The organism is Rhizobacter sp. P5_A1, assembly GCF_056400745.1.
This window is the reverse complement of the sequence record NZ_JBFUKR010000004.1, coordinates 219,167-240,178: the sequence shown is the minus strand read 5'-3', so window position 1 is coordinate 240,178 and position 21,012 is coordinate 219,167. Positions and strand designations below refer to the sequence as shown.

Annotated in this window: 18 protein-coding genes; 5 read left to right on the top strand and 13 right to left on the bottom strand. The window is 70.3% G+C overall.

The features are described 5' to 3' along the window. Window positions 1-158 precede the first annotated feature (158 nt). Window positions 159-497 carry a hypothetical protein gene (locus AC1DTW_RS06240; protein ID WP_477980161.1) on the top strand — a complete coding sequence of 113 codons (339 nt, stop codon included), beginning with the start codon at window positions 159-161 and terminating at the stop codon, window positions 495-497. Here the strand turns inward: AC1DTW_RS06240 and AC1DTW_RS06235 are convergent. From AC1DTW_RS06235 to AC1DTW_RS06200, 8 genes are read right to left on the bottom strand one after another with little or no spacing between them, the layout of a single operon-like run. Beyond that, a complete protein-coding gene (locus AC1DTW_RS06235; protein WP_477980160.1) occupies window positions 463-1,953 on the bottom strand; it encodes an N-acyl-D-amino-acid deacylase family protein in 1,491 nt (496 codons plus the stop codon). The two genes, AC1DTW_RS06240 and AC1DTW_RS06235, sit on opposite strands and share 35 nt — an antisense overlap. After that, window positions 1,950-2,870 (bottom strand): MurR/RpiR family transcriptional regulator, encoded by a 921-nt coding sequence (locus AC1DTW_RS06230; RefSeq protein ID WP_477980159.1) that lies wholly within the window; start codon window positions 2,868-2,870, stop codon window positions 1,950-1,952. The genes AC1DTW_RS06235 and AC1DTW_RS06230 overlap by 4 nt, the downstream gene beginning before the upstream one ends. A 10-nt stretch (window positions 2,871-2,880) precedes the next feature. After that, complete coding sequence (locus AC1DTW_RS06225; protein ID WP_477980158.1) at window positions 2,881-4,167, bottom strand: alanine racemase; 1,287 nt, start codon at window positions 4,165-4,167, stop codon at window positions 2,881-2,883. Continuing rightward, entirely contained in the window at window positions 4,164-5,150 is a 987-nt protein-coding gene (locus AC1DTW_RS06220) for an ABC transporter ATP-binding protein (RefSeq protein WP_477980157.1), read from the bottom strand. The genes AC1DTW_RS06225 and AC1DTW_RS06220 overlap by 4 nt, the downstream gene beginning before the upstream one ends. A gap of 27 nt (window positions 5,151-5,177) precedes the next feature. Then, on the bottom strand, window positions 5,178-6,224 hold the full coding sequence (locus AC1DTW_RS06215) for an ABC transporter ATP-binding protein (protein WP_477980156.1): 1,047 nt from the start codon (window positions 6,222-6,224) through the stop codon (window positions 5,178-5,180). Further along, a complete protein-coding gene (locus tag AC1DTW_RS06210; RefSeq protein ID WP_477980155.1) occupies window positions 6,221-7,060 on the bottom strand; it encodes an ABC transporter permease in 840 nt (279 codons plus the stop codon). Before AC1DTW_RS06210 ends, AC1DTW_RS06215 begins: the two co-directional genes overlap by 4 nt. Before the next feature lie 9 nt (window positions 7,061-7,069). Further along, window positions 7,070-8,011, bottom strand: a complete 942-nt coding sequence (locus AC1DTW_RS06205) for an ABC transporter permease (protein ID WP_477980154.1) — start codon at window positions 8,009-8,011, stop codon at window positions 7,070-7,072. A gap of 7 nt (window positions 8,012-8,018) precedes the next feature. Beyond that, window positions 8,019-9,581 (bottom strand): ABC transporter substrate-binding protein, encoded by a 1,563-nt coding sequence (locus AC1DTW_RS06200; RefSeq protein WP_477980153.1) that lies wholly within the window; start codon window positions 9,579-9,581, stop codon window positions 8,019-8,021. A 172-nt stretch (window positions 9,582-9,753) separates the two neighbouring features. Between AC1DTW_RS06200 and AC1DTW_RS06195 the strand changes: the two genes are divergently transcribed. Further along, window positions 9,754-10,143, top strand: coding sequence for a RidA family protein (locus AC1DTW_RS06195; protein WP_477980152.1), 390 nt, complete (start codon window positions 9,754-9,756; stop codon window positions 10,141-10,143). 8 nt (window positions 10,144-10,151) lie between these two features. Here the strand turns inward: AC1DTW_RS06195 and AC1DTW_RS06190 are convergent, their stop codons facing one another. The 3 genes from AC1DTW_RS06190 to AC1DTW_RS06180 are packed head-to-tail and all read right to left on the bottom strand — an operon-like array spanning window position 10,152 to window position 13,800. Then, window positions 10,152-11,675 carry an amidase gene (locus tag AC1DTW_RS06190; RefSeq protein ID WP_477980151.1) on the bottom strand — a complete coding sequence of 508 codons (1,524 nt, stop codon included), beginning with the start codon at window positions 11,673-11,675 and terminating at the stop codon, window positions 10,152-10,154. A 5-nt stretch (window positions 11,676-11,680) separates the two neighbouring features. Then, window positions 11,681-12,652 carry a Bug family tripartite tricarboxylate transporter substrate binding protein gene (locus AC1DTW_RS06185; protein WP_477980150.1) on the bottom strand — a complete coding sequence of 324 codons (972 nt, stop codon included), beginning with the start codon at window positions 12,650-12,652 and terminating at the stop codon, window positions 11,681-11,683. Window positions 12,653-12,672: 20 nt separating this feature from the next. Next, entirely contained in the window at window positions 12,673-13,800 is a 1,128-nt protein-coding gene (locus tag AC1DTW_RS06180) for an NAD(P)/FAD-dependent oxidoreductase (protein ID WP_477980149.1), read from the bottom strand. A 52-nt stretch (window positions 13,801-13,852) separates the two neighbouring features. Here AC1DTW_RS06180 and AC1DTW_RS06175 point away from each other — a divergent pair, with 52 nt between their 5' ends. Next, on the top strand, window positions 13,853-14,485 hold the full coding sequence (locus AC1DTW_RS06175) for a helix-turn-helix domain-containing protein (RefSeq protein ID WP_477980148.1): 633 nt from the start codon (window positions 13,853-13,855) through the stop codon (window positions 14,483-14,485). Window positions 14,486-14,494: 9 nt separating this feature from the next. Here AC1DTW_RS06175 and AC1DTW_RS06170 read toward each other — a convergent pair whose 3' ends face one another. After that, window positions 14,495-15,475, bottom strand: a complete 981-nt coding sequence (locus tag AC1DTW_RS06170) for a LysR family transcriptional regulator (protein ID WP_477980147.1) — start codon at window positions 15,473-15,475, stop codon at window positions 14,495-14,497. A 92-nt stretch (window positions 15,476-15,567) separates the two neighbouring features. Here AC1DTW_RS06170 and AC1DTW_RS06165 point away from each other — a divergent pair, with 92 nt between their 5' ends. Continuing rightward, a complete protein-coding gene (locus AC1DTW_RS06165) occupies window positions 15,568-16,548 on the top strand; it encodes a Bug family tripartite tricarboxylate transporter substrate binding protein (RefSeq protein ID WP_477980146.1) in 981 nt (326 codons plus the stop codon). Continuing rightward, a complete protein-coding gene (gene uraD / locus AC1DTW_RS06160) occupies window positions 16,548-17,450 on the top strand; it encodes a 2-oxo-4-hydroxy-4-carboxy-5-ureidoimidazoline decarboxylase (protein ID WP_477980145.1) in 903 nt (300 codons plus the stop codon). The genes AC1DTW_RS06165 and uraD overlap by 1 nt, the downstream gene beginning before the upstream one ends. A 54-nt stretch (window positions 17,451-17,504) precedes the next feature. On the opposite strand, the gene AC1DTW_RS06155 is transcribed toward uraD, so the two are convergent. Beyond that, on the bottom strand, window positions 17,505-20,951 hold the full coding sequence (locus AC1DTW_RS06155) for a GH36-type glycosyl hydrolase domain-containing protein (RefSeq protein WP_477980144.1): 3,447 nt from the start codon (window positions 20,949-20,951) through the stop codon (window positions 17,505-17,507). Window positions 20,952-21,012: the final 61 nt, after the last annotated feature.

Genomic DNA, 21,012 nt, shown 5'->3' with positions numbered 1-21,012 from the left:
GATTGCGCCCGCGAATAGGGGGGCCGCGTGTGCAAAAAGCCCGTTAGCGCAGGTATCGGGGCGTGCAACCTTGGCGGCGCTGGATGCGCTGCGGGAACCACCTCGGATGCAACCAGGAGATACACCTGCCAGCGCCCGTCGGCGACAGAATGGGCTTCATGCCAGACCATTACGTCACGGTCGTGTTCCCGCCCGGCGCCGCCCGCGCATTGCGCATTCGATGCGCGCCTGCCGGGAAGCGCCGCTTCGCTGTCTGGCTCGACCAGGAGTTCCTCGGTCATGCGATTGCACGCATCGACGGCACCTGGGCGGGCAAGTCGCCGGGCGAGGAAACCTATCCAGGGTGCGTTGACCGGGACGCCGCGTTGCTGCGCCTGCTCGAGCTCCGTTCGCGCGTGCAGGGGCTCCTGCGAGAGCTCCAGGCATCGGAGCTGAAGCACGCGTCAGGAGGAATGCGAGATTTCAGTCGGTGGGTGCAGTGCCGCATGACGGCGTAGACGTCAGCATCCGGCCCGCGCGTTCCAGCACCTGCGGCTTCTCGGCGCCGCCGCGGTAGGCCAGGCGGCCGTTGACGAACACCGCGGTGATGCCGAGGCTCGCGTTGACGGGCTGGTCGTAGGTCGCGGTGTCGGCGATGCGCTCAGGGTCGAACACGACCACATCGGCCATCGCGTCGGCCTTGAGAACGCCGCGGTCGGCGATGCGGAAATTGCGCGCGGTCAGCCCGGTCATCTTGTGCACGGCCTGCTCGAGCGTGAACAGACGGCGCTCGCGCCAGTAGCGCGCGAAGACGCGCGGGAACGCGCCCCACAGACGTGGGTGCGGGTGGCGGTCGTGGGGCAGGCCGTCCGAGCCGATCATCGTCAGTGGGTGCGCAATCACGCGTTCGACATCGTCTTCGCTCATCTGGAAGTAGCAGGCACCGCCGGGCTGCAGTCGGCGGCACGCGGTCTTCTGATCGACGCCCCAGTCGTCTGCGATCGCCGCGAGCATGCGCCCGGCGTGCTCGGGGTAGGTGTCGCTCCAGGTCAGCATCACGTCGATCACGCCGTCCACCAGGTCTTCGCGCAGCACGGTCGAGCCGGCGACATACGGGTAGACGTCCATCGCGATGTTCTGGCGCTCGGCCAGCGCTTCGATCAGCGGCAGCGTCTCGCGCGTGCGCCCCCAGTTGGCGGGTCCGGCGCACTTGTGGTGCGAGATCACGAGCGGCACGCCGGCCTCGAAGGCCGTGTCGCCGGCCTCATGGAGCGCTTCGATGATGCGGGCCATCTCGCTGCGCAGGTGGGTCGCGTAGACGCCGCCGTGGCGCGCGACGACCCGCGCGAGATCGGTGACCTCGTCGGCCGGCGCGGGGTGGGCCTCTTCGTAGAACAGGCCCGACGACAGCCCATGCGCGCCTTCGGCCATGCAGGCGTCGAGCAGCGCCGCCATCTGCGCGCGTTCGTCGCCGCTGGCGGGTTGAGTCAGGTCGTGCATCGTCGCGAAGCGCAGCGTCGTGTGCCCGACCAGCGCGGCGACGTTGAGAGCCGGCTGCGCGGCCTGCACCGCGTCGCGATAGGCGCGCATCGTCGGGTAGCGGAACGAGGTCGCGCCGAGCAGGTTCAGCGGCGGCTTCGCGACGGAGGTCGCGTAGGGCATCAGCGAGATGCCGCAGTTGCCGGTCACCACCGTGGTGATGCCTTGCGAGATCTTCGGCAGGTAGGCCGGGTCGCGCAGCACGATCGCGTCGTCGTGGGTGTGGGCATCGATGAAGCCGGGCGCGATGACCTGGCCGCGGCAGTCGACGACGTCGAGGTCGGCTTCGGCGAGGCCGTCCGGCAGGCGCTGGCGCAGGCCTTCGCCGAGGCGGGCGATGCGGTCGCCGATCAGCAGCAGGTCGCCGGGCCACGACGGCCCGCCACTGCCGTCGACCACGAGTCCGCCTTCGAGCAGCGTGGCGCGCTCGCTCACTCGGCGCTCCGGTTGGGCTGGGCGATGCCGGCGCCGCGATCGTCCCAGCTTTGCAGCGGATGGGCGCGCGTGTCGATGCCGTGACGCTTCAGCGCCTGGCGCACGCCCTGAAGGCGCCGCACCGCCGGATCGCCGCGGCGCTGTGCCACCAGCACCGTGAGAATCTCGATCACGGTCAGGTGCGTGAGGTAGGCATCGATGCCGACGTGCATCACCGCATCGTCGGGGACGCTCAGGGCCAGCAGCATGTCGGCGCGCTCGGCCAACGCGGTGCCGGGCCGTGTCAGCGCCACGGCGCGTGCGCCCTGGGCCCGGGCGATGTCGACCGCATCGAGCAGCGACGGCATGCCGCCGACGTGCGAGATCGCGATCACGACGCCGTCCGGGCCTTGCGCCGCGGCCGCCACCTGCTGCAGGTGATAGTCGGACCAGGCGTTGGCCGACAGGCCGAGTCGGAAGAGCCGCGCTTGCAGATCCTGCGCCATGAACCACGAGGTCGCGCCGGCGCCGTACAGGTCGATGTGGCGCGCCGCGGCGATCGCGCCGACGGCGGCGTCGAGCGTGGCCATGTCGAGCTGCGTGCGCACCCCGGCGACCGAGGCCGCGGCACTGCGCGACACCTTGGCGACGACTTCGTCGGCGCTGTCTTCGAGGTTGACGCGCCGGTGCAGCGGCGAGCCGCCGAGCGCGAGCGTGTGCGCGAGTGCGAGCTTGAATTCGCGCAGGCCGGCAAAGCCCAGGTCGCGGCACGCGCGCATCACGGTCGGCACCGAGCTGCCGGCGCGCTGGGCCAGCGCCTCGAAGCTTTCTTCGAGCACGCGGTCGGGGTCCTCGAGGATCAGGTCCAGAATCGCGCGCCGCGCCGCCGGCGCCGTGGCACGGATTTCGGCGACCCGTTGCAGCAAGCCGTTGTTCATCGCCACGCCTTCAGAAATGCATCACCACCGCGTCGCTGACGCGGTAGTCGTCTTCGACCAGTGGCATCCAGTGCCACTTGTCGAAGGTCGTGCACGGGTGCGAGATGCCGAGACCGACGCGGTCGCCGACGGCGGGCGCTTGCGGCGCGTCGGCGGCGTCCCAGCGCAGGTAGGCGTGCTGGTCGTTCAGGCCCGTGATCTTCCAGCTCGGCGGCACCGCGCTGGTCGCGAGCGCGCCGCGCGCCGCGCGTGCGATCGGCACCGGCAGGTCGAGGTCGAACGAGAGGTCGCGCCTGCCGACCCCGAGGATCGCCAGGCCGGGCTCGGGCCGCGATTGCACCAGTGCCCACACCTCCAGCGCCGGGCGCAGGCTGTCGCCGCAGCCGCAGCGCGATTCGACGACGCTGACCATGCGCCGATAGAAACCGTGGTCGTGCGTGACGTAGCAGCCCGAGCGCAGCAGCCCGCGCACCGGCCGCCCGAGCGCCGGCTTCAGGCGCCCGGCGACCAGGTCGAAAATCGCCGAGCCGCCGGCCGAAACCAGCACTTCGTCGGTGTCGAACAGGCCCTGGGCATCGCAATGGCGCGCGACCGCTTCGACGCGGTCCATCAGCGCCTTCGCGTAGGGTTCGTCGGCCTCGCTCGTGCCCTTCGCGCCCAGGCCTTCGTAGGCTTCGATGCCGACCAGGCGAACCGCCGTGCTCGCATGCAGGCGCGCCGCGAGCGCGATCGCCTCGTCGTGGCCGCGGCAGCCGCTGCGGCCTCCGACGACGCCGATCTCGAGCATCGCCTCGAAGGGCAGGCCGCCGTCGTGATCGCGCGACCACGCCTCGATCAGCGCCAGCTGCGCGAGCGAGTCGACCAGGAACACGACACGCAGGTCGGCATGCGCGCGCAGCAGCGCCCGGATGCCGGCGAGATCGGCAGCGCCGACCACCTGGTTCGCGATCAGGGTGCGGCGCGCCCCGGCGGCCACGCCGATCGCGAGCTGCGTGACGGTCGCGAAGGTCATGCCCCAGGCGCCGGCCGCGAGCTGGCGCCGGAAGAGCTGCGGCGACATCGTCGTCTTGCCGTGCGGCGCGAGGTCGATGCCCCATTGGCGCGCCTGCGTCTGCATCCACGCGAGGTTGTGCTCGAGTGCGTTGCGCTTGAGCAGCGCGAGCGGCAAAGGCAGGTCATCGGACAGCGCGTGCCAGCCGGCACGGCCGATCTCGCTGCGGCGCAGCGCCGCCCGATCGTGCGGGAAGCCCTTGAAGCCGGGGCCGATCAGCGGGTCGAGAAGGTCGTCTTGGGTCATGGTGCGGTGGTGACAGCCAGGTCCTTGCGGATGCAGGCCGAGAATCGGCCCGGGCTGTATTCGTCGAGCGGCGGGATGGTCTGCGCGCAGGCCCCGATCGCGTGCGGGCAGCGCGTGCGGAACACGCAACCGGAGGGTGGTGCCATCGGGCTCGGGATGTCGCCCTTCAGCGGCACGGCCGTGCTGACGACCAGCGGGTCGGGCTTGGGGCTGGCGGCGAGCAGGGCCTGCGTGTAGGGATGCAAGGGGCGCTCGAACAGCTCGGCGGTGGGCGCCACCTCCATCACGCGGCCGAGGTACAGCACGACGACGCGGTCGCAGAGGTACTCGACCACGTCGAGGTCGTGCGAGATGAACAGCATCGTCAGCGACAGTCGCTCGCGCAGGTCGGCGAGCAGGTTGATCACCTGCGACTGGATCGACACGTCGAGCGCCGACAAGGGCTCGTCGGCGACGATGAACTCGGGCTCGACCGCGAGCGCGCGTGCCACGCCGATGCGCTGGCGCTGCCCGCCCGAGAACTCGTGCGGGAAGCGGCTCGCGTGCTCGGGGCGCAGGCCGACGGTCTCCAGCAGTTCGGCGATGCGACGGGCGCGCGCGCCCGGCCCCTTGGCCAGCCCGTGCGTGGCGAGCGCCTCGCCAAGGATCGCGCCGATGCGCATCTTCGGGTTCAGGCTCGCGTACGGATCCTGGAAGATGATCTGCAGCTTGCTGCGCAGCTTGCGCATGCGCTCGTTCGACAGCGCGGCCATGTCTTCGCCGCGGTACAGCACCTGGCCCGCGGTGCGCTCGATCAGGCGCAGCACGGTGCGGCCGATCGTGCTCTTGCCCGAGCCCGACTCGCCGACCAGGCCGAGCGTCTCGCCGGCGCGGATCGCGAACGACACATCGTCGACGGCGCGCACCGGTGCGTCCTTGTGGCCGAAGTAGCGCTTCAGGTGGCGCACCTCGATCAGGGGCAGGTCGGCGGCAGAGGCTTGCATGGCGGTCTCGATCCCCGGGGGCAAAGGTCAGGCGGCCTGCGGCACGGCGCGTGCCGGCACGAGAACGCAGCGCGCCTGGCGCGCTTCGCCGGTGTCGATCAAGGGCGGCATCGCGGTCGTGCACTCGGCGATCGCCTTGTCGCAGCGCGGCGCGAAGGCGCAGCCCGGCGGCGGCGCGAGCGGGCTCGACACCTGGCCGCGGATCGCGAACAGGCGCTTCGGCCGCGCCTGCCCGGCGGCGTGCGCCTTGCCCGGCAGGCACGCGAGCAAGCCCTGCGTGTACGGGTGCTCGGGCGTCGCAAACAGCGGCCGCACCGGGGCGCGTTCAACCACGCGTCCCGCGTACAGCACGACGACATCGTCGGCGTGATGGGCGACGACGCCCAGGTTGTGCGTGATGAACAGGATGCTCATGCCGGTCTCGGCCTGGAGACGGCGCATCAGCACCAGGATCTGGGCCTGGATCGTCACGTCCAGCGCCGTGGTCGGCTCGTCGGCGATCAGTAGCGTCGGATCGCAGGCCATCGCGAGCGCGATCATCACGCGCTGGCGCATGCCGCCCGAGAGCTGGTGCGGGTACTCGCCGATGCGCTGGGCCGACGCCGGGATTTCGACCAGGTCGAGCATGCGCCTGGCGTGTGCGCGCGCGGCGGTGCGATCCAGCCCCTGGTGCAGGCGCACGCTCTCGGCAATCTGCTCGCCGATGTCGAGCACCGGATTCAGGCTCGTCATCGGCTCCTGAAAGATCATCGCGAGCTCGTTGCCGCGCAGGCGGCGGATCTCGCGGTCGCTCAGGGTCAGCAGATCGACCTCGCGGCCGACGCGGGTGACGAAGCGGGTCTGCCCCGAGACCTCGGCGCGCGCCGTCTTCGGCAGCAGGCGCATCAGCGTCAGGCTGGTCACCGACTTGCCCGAGCCTGATTCGCCCACCAGTGCCGTCGTCTTGCCGGGCTGGATCGCGAAGCTCACATCGGCCACCGAACGCACCAGGCCGTCTTCGGTCGGGAACGAGGTGCTGAGGTTGCGCACCACGAGACGTGGCGCGTCGGTGGCGGGTGTGACGCTGGAACTCACAAGGTCTTCTTCAGCTTGGGATCGAGCAGGTCGCGCACGCCGTCGCCGAGCAGCTGCAGTGACAGCGCCGTGAAGATGATCGCCAGCCCCGGGAACAGCACGACCCAGAAGGCCTGGTGCGCGTACTGCTGGCTGCCCGCGACCATCGTGCCCCAGGTCGGGATCTCCGGCGGCACGCCGACCCCGAGGAACGACAGGCCCGCCTCGGCGAGGATCGCGTAGGCGAAGATGAACGACACCTGCACCAGGATCGGCGACAGCAGGTTCGGCAGGATGTGGCGCCACAGGATGCGCGAGGTGCGCACGCCGAGCGCGCGCACCGCTTCGACGAACAGCAGCTCGCGCACCACCAGCGTCGACGCCCGCACCACGCGCGCGACGCGCGGCGTGTAGACCAGCACCAGCGCGAGCACGACGTTCAGCAGCGACGGGCCGAGGATCGCGACCAGCGCGATCGCCAGCAGGATGTCGGGGAACGACATCATCGCGTCGACGACGCGCATCAGCGGCGCGTCGAGGCGCCGGAAGAACCCGGCGACCAGGCCGAGCAGCGTGCCGGCGATCACCGAGCCCAGCGCCGTCAGCGCAGCGATCGCGAGCGAGTAGCGCGCGCCGTGCACGATGCGCGAATACAGGTCGCGGCCGAGCTCGTCGGTCCCCAGCAGGTGCGCGGCGCTCGGCCCCTTGAGGCGCTCGAGCACGGCCGTGTCGTTGGGGTCGGCCGACGCGAACCAGGGCGCACCGAGCGCGAGCACGGCGATCACGAGCAGCACGACGGCAGAGAGCATCACGATGCGGCGATGCATCAGCTGGCGGACGATCCGGGGCAGTTGCATCGCGGCCACCTACAGTTTCACGCGCGGGTCGACCGCGACATAGAGCAGGTCGATCGAGAAGTTGATCAGCACGTAGATCGCCGCGACGACCAGCAGCGCGCCCTGGATCACCGGGTAGTCGCGCCGCAGCACCGCGCTGACCACGAGATTGCCGACACCCGGCAGGCCGAACACCGTCTCGGTGACGACGGCGCCGCCGATCATCAGCGCGACCGTCAGGCCGAGCACGGTGACGATCGGGACCAGCGCATTGCGCAGCGCATGCTTGAGCACGACGCTGTGTTCGGGCAGGCCCTTGGAGCGCGCGGTGCGCACGTAGTCTTCGCCGAGCACGTCGAGCATCGAGGCGCGCGTGAAGCGGATGATCAGCGCCGAGTTGAGCACCCCGAGCACCGCGGCCGGCAGCATCAGCGCATGCAGGCGTTCGGCGAGCGGCGCGCCGGGTGCGCCGTAGCCCGAGACCGGGAACCACCCCAGCGACACCGCGAAGATCTGGATCAGCACGATGCCGAACCAGAAGCTCGGAATGCTCGCACCCAGCATCGCGACGCCGGTGAACAGCTGGTCGACCCAGCGACCGCGATACACCGCCGAGACGATGCCGCACGGGATGCCGATCGCGGCCGCGATCGCCACCGCCATCAAGGCCAGCAGCGTGGTCGGCTCCGCCCGCTCCCACAGCGCCTGCGTCACCGGGCGCTGCAGGAAGATCGACTGGCCCAGGTTGCCGTGCAGGACCTCGCCGACCCAATAGCCGAACTGCACCGGCAAGGGTTTGTCGAGGCCGTACTCCTTCTGCACGCGGGCGATGTCCTCGGGTGTCGCCTGATCGCCGAGCAGCACCGAGACCGGGTCGCCGGATGCGGCCCGCGTCAGCACGAACACGATCACGGCGACGATCGCGAGCACCGCCAGCATGCCGGCGAGGCGGGAAGCGAGGTAGCGATGCACGAATCGACTACTTGATCCGGGCGTTCCAGAAGAACGGCCAGGTTGCCGGCACGTAGCCATCGAGTGCCGGGCTCCGCGACGACAAGCCGTTGAACTTGCCGACGTTGATGTACGGCACTTCGTCGTAGACGAGCTGCTGCACCTTGCCCCACAGCGCAGCGCGCTTGGCCGGATCGGCCTCGTGATTGAACGCGGCGAGCGCGGCCTGTTTCGTGGGCGTGCCCCACCAGCCCGGCGCACCGTCGCCGAGCTGCGGCGGCGACAGCATCGGCTCGGGAAACTGGCCCGAGTGGGTGATGTAGATGTCCCAGAGCTTGGCGTCGTTGCGGCGCTGCACCAGCGTGGCCCAGTCGACCACGTTCAGGTCGACCTTGAAGCCGGCGCGCTTGAGCTGCTCGGCCATCAGCAGCGCCATGTTGTAGTGAAAGTCGTACTGGCGGCTCGTCAGCACGCGGATCGGCTCGCCCTTGTAGCCCGCCTTCTCGGCCGCGGCCTTGGCCTTTGCGGCATTGCGCTGGTTGTACTGCTCGACGCCGGCGGTCGAGTAGTACGGCGAGCCCTTGGGAAAGTGGTTGCCCTCGGCCGCGAAGAAGCGCGTGTCGCCGAAGCCGGCCGCGAGCATCTCGCCTTCGCCGATGGCGGTCTGCAGCGCCTGACGCAGCGGCAGGCTGGCCGCCACGCCTTCCTTCGTGTTCAGCACCAGGTACGGGAAGCCGAACGACGGCGTGAGGATCGGCACGGTCTTGCCACCCGACTTCTCGAGACGCGTCAGGGCCTCGACCGGCAGCAGATCGGCGAAGTCGTACTGGCCGGCGAGGGCGCCCTCGACCCGCGTGTTGGCGCTGGGCACCGGCACGAAGCGCAGTTCTTCGATCAGCGCTTCGCGCTTGCCGCCGTAGCCGCTGGCCGGCTCCTTGCGCGCGCTGTACTTGTCGAAACGGGTCAGCAGCACGTACTGGTCCGGCTTGCGCTCCTTGAAGCGGTACGGGCCGGTGCCGACGAAATCTTTCAGCGGCTGGGCGATCGACTCCTTCGCCATGATCGCGGCCATGCCGCTGGGCAGCGCGAGCTGCGCGAGCAGCGGTGCGTACGGACTCTTCAGCGTGATCTCGATACCGAGCGGGCCCGTGGCCTTGAGGCTGTCGAGCTCCTTCGCCAGCGCCTTGCCACGTGGCGACGTGTCCATCCAGCGCTGCAGGCTGGCGACCACGTCGTCGCTGTTGAGTTCGCGCCCGCTGTGCAGCAGCACGCCCTTGCGCAACGCGATGCTGTAGGTCTTGCCGTCGGCCGAGATCTTCGGCAGCGCCTCGGCCAGCATCGGCACGACGTTCCACTTCGCGTCGAAGGTGTAGAGCGGCTCGTAGACGTGCTGCATGATCGTGCCGACCAGGTCGGCGGTGGAGGCCATCGGGTCCAGCGTCTGCGGCTCGGCGACCATCGCGAGCGTCGCGTAGTGGCGCGCTGCCTGCGCCTGCGCGGTGCCGGCGGCGGCGAGCAGGCACACCGCCAACGCGAACGCGGCGGGGCGCATCAAGAACGCGCGACGGGGAAGCTTGGCGGCACAGGTCATCGGGATCCTCCGGGCTTGATGTGAAACGAAATTTCAATCATCGCAACTATTACCGAGTGAATTGTTGAATTGAATCAGGGTTTACGCTGATTCATCGCGTTGTGATTGAAATACACTTTCAATCTCGATGCTCGTCGAGCCATCGCGCACCCCGAACCCGACAGGAACTGCCATGTCCCTCGAATACCTCGGCACCCCGCCGATCGCCTCCGACCGCCAAGCCCGCCCCTTCTCGCCGGCGGTGCGCGCCGGCGACTTCATTTATGTCTCGGGCCAGGTGCCTGCGAATGCCGACGGCGAGATCGTTGCCGGCGGCATCGAGGCGCAGACGCGGCAGGTGATGGAGAACCTGAAGAACGTGCTCGCCCTCGCCGGTGCGACTTTCGATGACGTGTGCAAGAGCACCTGCTGGCTGCAGGATGCCCGCGACTTCGGCGCGTTCAACCGCGTCTACATGAGCTACTTCCAGAACGGCCGCCCGGCGCGCTCGACCACGGAGGCCCGGCTGATGGTCGATGCGAAGGTCGAGATCGATGTCGTCGCCTACAAGCCCAAGGCCTGAGCTGGCGGTCAGACCGCTGTCGACGTTCCGCTCACCGCGCTGCCCGATGCCATCGGCGGATGCGTCACGATGCTTTTCAGTTCGGGCCGTGGCGTGCGCAGCGGCTCGAGATCGGGCCGCGGCCGGCGCAGCGCCGGCGTCGCATTGAAAGCCTGCTCGAACGCTTGCGCTGAGGCGAGCAACGCGGCGTCGCCGCGCAGTCGGCCGATCAACTGCAGCCCGAACGGCATGCCGTGCTCGTCGCGCCCGCAGGGCAGCGACAGGGCCGGGTTCGTCGCGAGCGTCACGACATAGGTCAGGCCGAGCCAGTGGTAGTAGTTGCGCATGGCCTGGCCGTCGATGCGCCCGGCATACAGCTCGGTCCACGGAAACGGTGTGACGGGCGTGGTCGGCGCGACGATCACATCGAAGCGTTCGAAGGCGCGGGCGAAGCGTCTCGCGATGCGCGTCTGCTCGAGGTGCGCCCAGGCGCGGTCGGCCAGCGTGATCGCCGCCGCCATCTCGACATTCGCGCGCACATTGGGCCCCAGCGTCTCGGGCGCCGTGCGGTAGATGTCGGCGAACGCGGCGACGAAGCTCTCGGCACGCAGCGTGTCGAACGCGCGGTCGGCGTCGCCCAGCCCGAGGTCGACCGGTTCGCAGCAGGCGACCCACGGACGGATCGCCTCGACGCGCGCGCGGAACACGCGCCGGATCTCCGGATCGACGATGCACAGGCCGAAGTCCTCGGTCGTGCCCACGCGCAGCGTCGACAAGTCGACCGCGGCGAGTGGCCAGAACGACCCGCCGTGCTCGGCATACGACAGCGGATCGCGTGCGTCGAGGCCGACGCTGGCGGCGAGTTGCAGCGCCGTGTCGGCGACCGTGCGGCCCATCGGCCCGAGCACCGAGATCACCGACCAGCCGAGCGGCCGTGCGTCGTTGGCCACCAGACCGGGCGACGGCCGCATGCCGACGACACCGCACAGCGCGGCCGGGATGCGCAGCGAGCCGCCGGTGTCCGAGCCGGTCGCGATCGGCAGCATGTCGACCGCCAGCGCGGCCGCGGAGCCGCCCGACGAGCCGCCGGCGTTCAGCGCCGGATCGAACGGATTGCCGGTCGCGCCCCACACCGGGTTGCGCGTGTTGGCGCCGGCGCCCATGTCGGGCACGTTGGTCTTCGCGGTGACGATCGCGCCGGCCGCGCGCAGCCGTGCGACGAGCGCGTTGTCGTGCGCCGGCACGTTGCCGCGCAGGCCGGCGTTGCCGTAGGTGGTGAGCAGCCCGGCGGTGTCCTGCAGGTCCTTCACGCCGAGCGGCAGGCCGTGCAGCGGGCCGAGCGGCGCGCCGCGCATCACGTCGGATTCGGCCACGCGGGCGCTGTCGCGGGCGCGCTCGAAGTCGGTGGCGGCGATCGCATTGACGGCCGGGTTGAACGCTTCGATGCGCGCGATGCAGGCGTCCATCAGCTCGACCGGCGAGAGCTGCCGGCTGCCGATCAGCCGGCGCAGCTCGACCGCGGAACGCTCGGGCAAGGTGTCGTCATGTCGCATGGTGTTCACTCGAAGGGGATCTTGGCCTTGTGCACGTAGGCGCGCAACAGCGGCAGTTCCTTCGCGACGCGGGCATCGTAGAACGAGCCCGGCTCGTAGGACACGTCGACGCCGGCCTTCTCGAGATCGGCGCGCGTGGCGGGGTCGGCGAGCGTGTCGGCGAGCGCCTTCCCGAGCACCTTCTGCACCGCAGGCGGCAGACCGCGCGGCGCGACGATGGTGATCCAGGGCACCATCTCGAAGTCGGGGTAGCCGGCCTCGGCCACCGTCGGCACTTTCGGCAGCGACGGCGAGCGCTTCGCCGATGTGACGGCGATCGCCTTCACCTTGCCGGCCTGCAGCATCGGCAGCGCGGCGACGTTGGTGTCGAAGGTCAGCGGCACCTGGCCGCCGATCAGGTCGCTCATCGCCGGCGCGCTGCCCTTGTACGGCACGTGCAGCATGTCGACGCCGGCCACCAGCTTGAACATCTCGCCGGCCAGGTGCGAGGTGGTGCCGTTGCCGAACGAGCCGTAGGCCAGTTTGCCGGGCTGCGCCTTCGCCAGCGCGACCAGCTCCTTCACGCTGTTGGCCGGCAGCGACGGGTTCGCCAGCAGCACCAGCGGCGAGGTGCCGATCAGCCCGATCGATTCGAAGCTCTTCTGCGCGTCGTACGGCAGCTTGCTGCGCAGCGCCGGGTTGACGGTGAAGGTGGTGTTGGAGCTGATCAGCAGCGTGTACCCGTCCGGTGCCGCCTGCGCCACGGCGCCCGCGCCGATGACGGTGCCGGCGCCGGCCTTGTTGTCGACGATCACGGTCTGTGCGAGTCGCTGCCCCATGCCTTTCGCGACGACACGCGCCACCGTGTCGGTGGCGCCGCCCGGCGGGTAGGGCACGACCAGCGTGATCGCCTTCTCGGGGAAGCCGGCGGCCAGGGTCGAGGCGCAAGCGAATGCGACCGCGAACGGGAGGCCAAGGCGGGTGACGATTCTCAACATGGGAGGTCCTTTCGGGAAGGTCAGCGCAAGCGTTGCGGCGCCAGCGCGCGCGGGTCGACGCCGTGCCGTGCCAGCTCGGCGGGCAGCGGCCGGCCCGACAGCAGCGACGCGGCCAGCTCGGAGGCACCGGCCGCGCTCTGGATGCCGTAGCCGCCCTGGCCGGCGAGCCAGAAGAAGCCGGGGCACTGTGCGTCCCAGCCGATCACCATCTCGCCGTCGCGCACGAAGGAGCGCAAGCCGGCCCAGGTGCTGGCGGGACGGCGAATCGTGAGCGTGGTGACGGCCTCGATCTGGTGAATGCCGAGCGCGATGTCGAGCTCCTCGGGGACCACGTCCTGCGGTACCGTCGGGTCGGCATTCGCCGGCGAGCCGAGCAGCTGGCCGGCATCGGGCTTGAAGTAGTAGCTCTCGTCGACGCCGACCACCGCGGGCCAGCCCGAGACGTCCACGCCTTCGGGCGCCTTGAACGTGAACGCGCTGCGCCGGTGCGGGACCAGCCCGATCGGCGCCGCGCCGAACATCGCCGCCACCTCGTCGGCCCAGGCCCCGGCGGCATCGACGACCGTGTGCGCGTGCACGGCCTCGCCATCGGCCAGGCGCAGGGTCCACAGTGCGCCGCTGCGCTGTGCGGCGGCGACCCGAGCATTCGTGCGCAACTCGGCGCCGCAGGCGCGCATGCCGCGCAGGAAGCCCTGATGCAGCGCATGCACGTCGATGTCCTGCGCACCGTGCTCGAACAGGGCGCCGTGCACCACGTCGGGCCGCAGGCAGCCGACGCGGGCCAGCGCTGCCGCAGCGTCGAGCCGCTCGAGCTCGCAGCCGCTCGCCGCCAGCGCGCGCCGGGTCTCCTGCAGCAGCGCCTGCTGGCCGTGCGTGGCGAGGTAGAGAACGCCGCGCGGCGTGAGCAGCGGCCGGTCGCCGAAGCCGTCCGGTGCCTGCTCATAGAACGCTCGACTGGCCCGGGTGAGCGCCCGAACGGCGGGTGGCCCGTAGCTTTCCATGAACATCGCCGCCGAGCGGCCGGTCGCGTGGTAGCCGGGCTGGCTTTCGCGCTCCAGCAGCAGCACGCTGCGCTCGCCGGCGAGCCGGTAGGCGAGCGACGCGCCGGCGATGCCGGCGCCGACGATGGCGACCTCGAATTCTCTCATACGAGAATTCTCACATGCGAGAATCGTGCCGACAACCCCCTGAAGAGAAGCCATGCCGGTCCGTCCCTCGAGAAGCCCCGCACGCGCGCGCACGACGGCGGCGGCCTTGCCCGACCGCGAGCGCGTCGGCGAGCGCCTGCGCGCGATCCGCAAGGGGCACGGGTTGACGCTGCGAGCGCTGTCCACGCGCTCCGGCGTGGCGCTGTCGACCTTGTCGAAGATCGAGCTCGGGCAGATCTCGGTGAGCTACGAGAAGTTCGCCGCGGTGGCGCGCGCGCTCGACGTCGACATCGGCGCGCTGTTCGATCCGCGCGCCGGCGCGGCGCCCGTGAACGGTCACCCGACGGTCGTGGTGGTGCGCTCGACGCTGGCGGATGCACCCCGCTACGACGCCGAGAACTACGACTACCGCATGCTCGCCACCGGGTTCCCGGCCAAGCGCATGACGCCGCTGCACGGCATCATCGTCGCGCGCCAGCTGGCGCAGTTCCCCGACTACATCCGCCACCCGGGGCAGGAGTTCGTGATGGTGCTGTCGGGCCGCGTGCGCATCCACTTCGAGACCGGCGCGGCGATCGATCTCGCGCGCCAGGAGTCGGCCTATTTCGACAGCGGTGTCGGCCATGTGTACCTGTCCACCAGCAAGGCGGACGCGCACGTGGTGGTGGTGATGACGGACCGATAGCCGAGGCCGTCACCCGGAAGTCGCGCTGCGAGCCTCGCGAACCTGGTCCAGGCAGGCTCGAATTCCCTCGGCCAGAAGGTCGCCCACGAGCTTGGCGATCGGCCCGAGCGGCTTGCTGGCGTCGATCGCAATGCCGACCGTCTGCGGCTCGGCACCCTTGTCGCGCACCGGAACAAAGCGCAGCGTCCCGGCGATCAGCTCCGGGGCGGCATCGAGTTCGGACGTCACGGCGACATGGTGCCCGCTGCGCGCGAGCATCTTCACGAGCTGCAGCGAGTTGGTCTCGACCCGCGTGCGGCTTTCGTTGAACAGCCACGTGTAATGCGCTTCGAGGTAGCGCCGGATCAGCAGCGCCTTGCTTTGCAGCGCGATCGGGTAGGCGCTGATCTCCTGCAGGCTCACGCTGCGTGCGCCGGCGAGCGGATGCTCGGGCGCGACGACACAGCCCAGCGGCAGCTCGCCGCTCCACAAGGTGTGCAGTTCGCGCCGTGGCGACAGGTTGAAGACGGCGGCGACATCGGCCTTGCCCGCGAGCAGCGCGGCGACCGCATCGTCGCTGCTGCCGAGTTCGATCGACAGCGAGATCCGCGGATGCTCGCTCATCAGCCGTTCGACCAGGCGCGGCAGCACGCTGGTGCTGTGGCTGTCCATCGCGAACACACGCACGTGACCCTGGTGGATGCCTTGCATCTGGCGGATGTCGGATGCGACGCGGCGCTCGTCGTTGCGCCAGCGCCGGGCCAGCGTGACGATCAGGTCGCCCGGCGGCGTGAGCCGCATGCCGCGCGGCAGCCGCTCGAACAAGGCCACGCCGAGCTCGCGTTCGAGTGCGAGCACCTGTCGATTGACCGCCGATGCAGCGACATGGAGTTCTTTCGCGGCGCCCTGGATCGACCCGGAGCGGGCCACCTGATCGACATAGCGCAGCACGATCGGCAGCAGCGAAACGCGTCGCGCGGCGGCTGGGTCGGAGGCATGTTGCGTACTCATTTTGCGCATGCAGTATTGCGCAATCGATGATGGACGGCAATGTTGACCGCCTCTAGGATCGGTCCCGACCCAGCCGCTTCGAGGAGCACCGAATGTCACTGACGAACCTTCCGGGCCCGTTGCGCATCTGCGTGGCGGCGCTGTTCACGCTGAGCGCCGCCGCGGCACACGCCGCCTGGCCCGACAAGCCGATCCGCATCGTCGTGACCTTCGCGCCGGGCGGCGCGAGCGACATCGTCGCGCGCGAGATCTCCGGCCCGCTGTCGAAGGCGCTCGGCCAGCCGGTGATCGTCGACAACAAGCCCGGTGCCGGCGGCACCATCGGCGGCGCCGAGGTGGTGCGTTCCGCGCCGGACGGCTACACCCTGATGCTGTCGAACTCGACGCCGCTCTCGATCGGGCCGTACATGCTCGCGAAGCCGCCCTACGACCCGATCAGGCAGTTCACCCACATCTCGATGCTGGGCGTTGCGCCGGTGGCGGTCATGGCGAATCCGAAGGCCGGCATCGCGACGCTGAAGGATCTGCCGAAGGCGGTCGCCGCCGCGAACGGCAATCTCAGCTTCGGCAGCGGCGGCCCCGGGTCGATCGGGCAGATCGTCGGCGAGATGATCAAGCTCGACATGAAGCTCAACATGACGCACGTGCCGTACCGCGGCGGCGCGCCGATGACGACCGACCTGATCGGCGGAATGATCCCGCTCGGCATCGACGTGATCACCGCCTACGTTCCGATGATGAAGAGCGGCCAGATCAAGGGCATCGCGATCACGTCGCGCACGCGTTCGCCGCTGGCGCCCGATGTGCCGACCGTCGTCGAGCTCGGTTATCCGGATCTCGTGGCCGACAACTACTTCGGCGTGTCCGGCCCGGCCGGATTGCCGAAGGACGTGAGTGACAAGCTGGCCGCGGTGCTCGCCGAGATCGTCGCGACGCCGGCAATCGTCAAGCGCTTCGAGGAGCTCGGCATCACGCCGATGAAGATGAGCTCGGCGGACTTCGGCGGCTTCGTCGCCCGGCAGGTCAAGGACTGGGCGCCGGCGATCAAGGCTGCGGATCTCGCGAAGCCCTGATGGGTCGCATCGCATCGGCCGCGACGCGCACGCTCGAGTTCCTGAACGGCTGCAGCGAGGCCGAGTTCGTCGAGCGGCTCGGCGGGGTGTTCGAGCACGCGCCGTGGGTGGCGGCGGCGGTGGCGCGCGAGCGGCCGCATGCGAGCGTCGCCGCGATGCATGCAGCGATGCTGGCCGAGCTCGATGCGCTGCCCGAACCGGCGCTGCTCGCGCTGTTGAACCGGCATCCCGAACTGGCCGGCGCGCTGGCGCGCACCGGCGCGATGACGCGCGACTCGCAGGCCGAGCAAGCTTCGCTCGCGCTCGCCGAGATCGCCGACGAGAGCGCAGCCGTGTGGGACCGGTTGAACGCGGACTACCGGGCGCGCTTCGGCTTTCCGTTCATGCTGTGCATCCGCCGGCACTCGCGCGCCTCGGCGCTGCGCGAGTTCGAAAGGCGTCTTGCGAACGAGCGCAGCGTGGAGCTGCGCAACGCGCTGGCCGAGATCGCACGCATCTCGCGCTTGCGGCTCGCCGCGCGCATCGACGACCACGGCCTGCCGGGCATCGCAGGGCGGCTCAGCACCCACGTGCTCGACCTGAGTTGCGGCCGGCCGGCGCGTGGCATGCGCGTCGAGTTGCACGAAACCGGAACGGCCGGTCGGCGGCGCCTTCTCGACGCACTGACCGGCAGCGACGGCTCGACCGGCGCGGCGCTGCTCGACGGCGAGCCGCTGCGGATCGGCCGCTACGAGCTGTGCTTCCATGTCGGCGACTATTTCCGTGGCCGCGGTGTCGAGGCGGCGGACGAGCCGTTTCTCGACGTGGTCCCGATCGCGTTCGGCATCGCCGAGCCGGAGGGCGACTATCACATCCCGATCACCGTGACGCCGTGGGCGTATGCGACCTATCGGGGCAGCTGAGACGGCAACGGCCGGCGCGCTTGCGCGACGTCGATCCCCGCGCATTCGATCCCGTCACGCCGCTGTCTCTCCGACGTCCACCACGAGCTCGCGCGGGCGCGCATTGGCGAGCGCGGCGTCGATGGCGCGCAGCGGCACGCGCGCCGCGCCGCGACGGTAGGGGTTCGGCTCCTCGGTGAAGGCGAGCGGCTGGCCGCCGCAATGCAGCGCCGTGACGCCGCAACCCGCACCCCGCACGCGATAGACGATCTCGATCGCATGCGGCTGCAATACGATCTTCACGCGCATGCCGTCGAGCGCGGCCGGCAGCACCGGATCGATCAGCAAGGCCTCGGCCTCGAGGCGCAGGCCGAGCAGGTGGCGCACGACGAGGCCCGAGAGGATGCCGGCACCGCTCGAATACACACGCCAGCCACCATCGAGGTTGATCGTGCCCTGCCGCACGCGCTCGTACTCGGCACTGGCCTGGTAGCGATCGGCAAACGCGGCATCCGAGCTCGAGTAGTAGCAGTTCGATGGCCGCAGGGTCGCCATCGGCACGATCTCCCGCAAGCCGATCGGATTGGCCTGGCACAGTGCGTGGAAGAAGCGCTCGGCTTCGCCGACGTGCGCCAGCGCCTGCGCGTAGCGCAGGTGGGCGTGCGTGTACATGAGCCCGATCTCGCGGCCGAAGAAGCTGGCGCTCTCGGCCCGCTGAAAGTACCTTTGCGGCCCGCCGTGGTACGGCAGTGGCCGGTCGAACAGGCGCGCACCATCGGGGCCGGTCAGGTGCGCGTCGATGAGGTGCAGGTGATGCCGCATCTGCTGCGCGTCGAACAGGCCTTCGAGGATCGCGTGGATCATCGCCAGCAGGCTGTAGCGCACGCCGGTCGTCTCGTCGCGCGGGTGCAGCAGATAGCGCAGCGGCGCATCGGCGTCCGCTGCGCGGGTCTCACGGTTCGCGCCGAACAGCGCGTAGCCGGCGAGCACATCGTCGACCAGCAACAGGCGCACGAAGTCGCGGCGGACCGCGGTCGCCTGGCGTTCGAGCCGCGCCGCCGCCGGCTTGCGGCCGATTTGCCGCAGCGCGCGGGCCAGCGTCGTCAGGGTCTGGTGGTGCAGCGTCACGGTCCAGGCGCTGCACATGTTGTCGCGCATCGACGGGTCGGCCGGCTGCAGCGCGTCGTTCCAGTCGCCGTGGCCGTAGGCGACCAGCGCCGTGCCGGCGATCGTGCGCTTGCGAATCACCGCGAGGGCACGCAAGACGTGCTGCCAGACGCTCGGGCCCGATGCTGCGTGCGACCTGCGTCGCGAAAAGAACGGCACGCGCTCGTCGAGGATCGAGGCATCGCCGCTCGCGATCAGGTACTGCGCCAGCGCGAGCAGCGGCCAGAAGACGATGTCGCCGTGCGAATCGCCGGCGCGGATGGCGGCGTCGCGCGCGAAGAACATGAACCACTGCGGCCAGTCGCCGTCGGTCGCCTGTGCTTTCATCACGCGCAGCAGCAGCTCGCGCATCGGCGCGGTCTGGCCATGCGCCAGCAGCAGCTCGACCGGGCCCTGGCAGACGTCGCGCGTGCCCCAGCCGCCGCCGGAGAACTGCTCCAGGCCACGCGGCGCGAGGTAGTGCACGAGTGCGTTCTGACGCAGCCATGGCAGCAGCTCCGCCAGGGCGGCGATGCGGGCTGCGAGCGGGCTGCCGGCGGGCGCACTGACGTGCAGTGCGGCGGCCAGACGTTCCGGGGCGGCTGCGATCGCGTCGGCCGCGGGCACGTCGGGCCCGTCGATGACGAATCGGCCGAGCAGCGCGAAGCGCGCAGACCGTGCCGGCGCGGTGGTCAGCGTCAGATACGGAAGTTCGCGCGTCACGCCGTCGCTGAACAGGGTTTCGTCGCCACCGACCTGCTCGATGGCTGTCGCCCCCGACGGCTCGATGCGCCAGTGGCCCTGCGGAAAGCGCCGCCCCAGTTCGCTTTGCGGCGCGGGGGCCAGCAGCACCGCCGCGCCGTCGCGCCGGCTGTGCACCCGTCCGGGCGTGCGGCCGTCGTCGCCGTTCAGTGCAACATGCAGGCAGACGAGACAGCGCATCGCAGGCCCTTCGATGACCTCGACATCCAGGCCGAACGCATGCGGCGCGCTGCGCGCCGTGCTGCGCACTTCGATGCAGCCGCCCGCATGGCGATAGATCCACCGGCACGCGTCGGGAGCCATCTCGAAGGCCGAGGGCTGGTCGAGCAGATGCCAGCGGCCGTTCAGCTCGACGAAGACGCGCAGGCCCTGGGCACGGAACAGCCCGAGGTAGCTGCGCAGGGTCGACAGGCAGCGGTTGATGCTGACGTGGCCCTGCGTCAGCATCGAATGGAACACGCCGCCCATCCACGCGGTCGACGTGAGCGCGCTCTCGTCGGGCACGGGCAGCGTGCCGGTGCGCAGCACCTGGCCGTGCGGGCGCAACACCGCCAGCTCCTTGGCGCGCAATGCGACGTGGCGGTTCTCGCCGTGGAAGAAGCTGAGCACGCGCCCGTCCGCGGCGCGCTCGACATGGCGCCGCTCGGTGGCGAACAGCGCATCGAGCGCGCACTCGTCCCGACCCGGGTCGAGGTCGAGCGCGGGCAGCGATGGGGCCGTCGCAAAGAGGTTCGATGCAGGCGCCACCGTGGGCCGATCGGCCGGCCACGCCGGCGGCTGGGCCTCGGGCAAGGCGAGCGTCTGGTCGACGAAGGACAGATCCCGGGTCGACGTCGCCTCCGGATGATCGGCCTGCAGGCGGCCGAACCAGCCCAGATCAATCGACTCGCCCGGCGCCAGCCCGCAGATCGCATCCTGCAGCGCCGCCATTGCGTGCTCGTGCTGGAGCCGTGCCGCAGGCAGGCCATGCACCAGCCCGGGTGCGGGCAGGCCCGCGCGGCCTGCCAGCCCATGCACTTGCAGCGCGTCGGTCGCATAGGCCACGCAACGGTTCAGCGATCCGATGACGCACCACGGATGGCGCGTGCCCACCGCCTGGTTCTGCCGCGCTGCGAGCACGGTGCCGCGTTCGGGATGCGCGAGCGGCGTGTGGTCGACGTACTGGCTGACGTAGTACTCGTTCAACCGCACGGCCGCATAGGGCGCAAGCGCGAGATCCTGCAGCATCAGCACGTCGAAGCGGACCGCCTCGGCCCCGGCGTTCTCGACGCGCAGATGCCAGAACCACGCCGGCGCGGCCGCCGCGAGCCGCAGCGCGACGCGATAGCGCAGCCCTTGCCACTCGCCGGCACCTTCGAGCCGGCCCGCGCCGGGATCGATGCGCCAGCACGTCGGGCTGCGCGGCCCGAGCAGCGGCGTGCTCGCGACGGCCGCGTTCGCCGCGTGATGGCGACGCAGCACCAGGTTGGCCGGCCCCGCTTCGAGCGCGCTGCCGGCGAACAGATTCACGACGATGTCGCCGAACGCCACACAGCCCAGGGTGCCGTTTTCATGGCACTCGACGCGCAGTCCCGAAGGGCTCGACCAGTTCGCGGGGGATTTGGCAGCGATCATGGACAGCACTCTAGTCCCCCGAGCGTGCACGAGCGCCTCCCGTCGGCGAGCGGATGCGTGT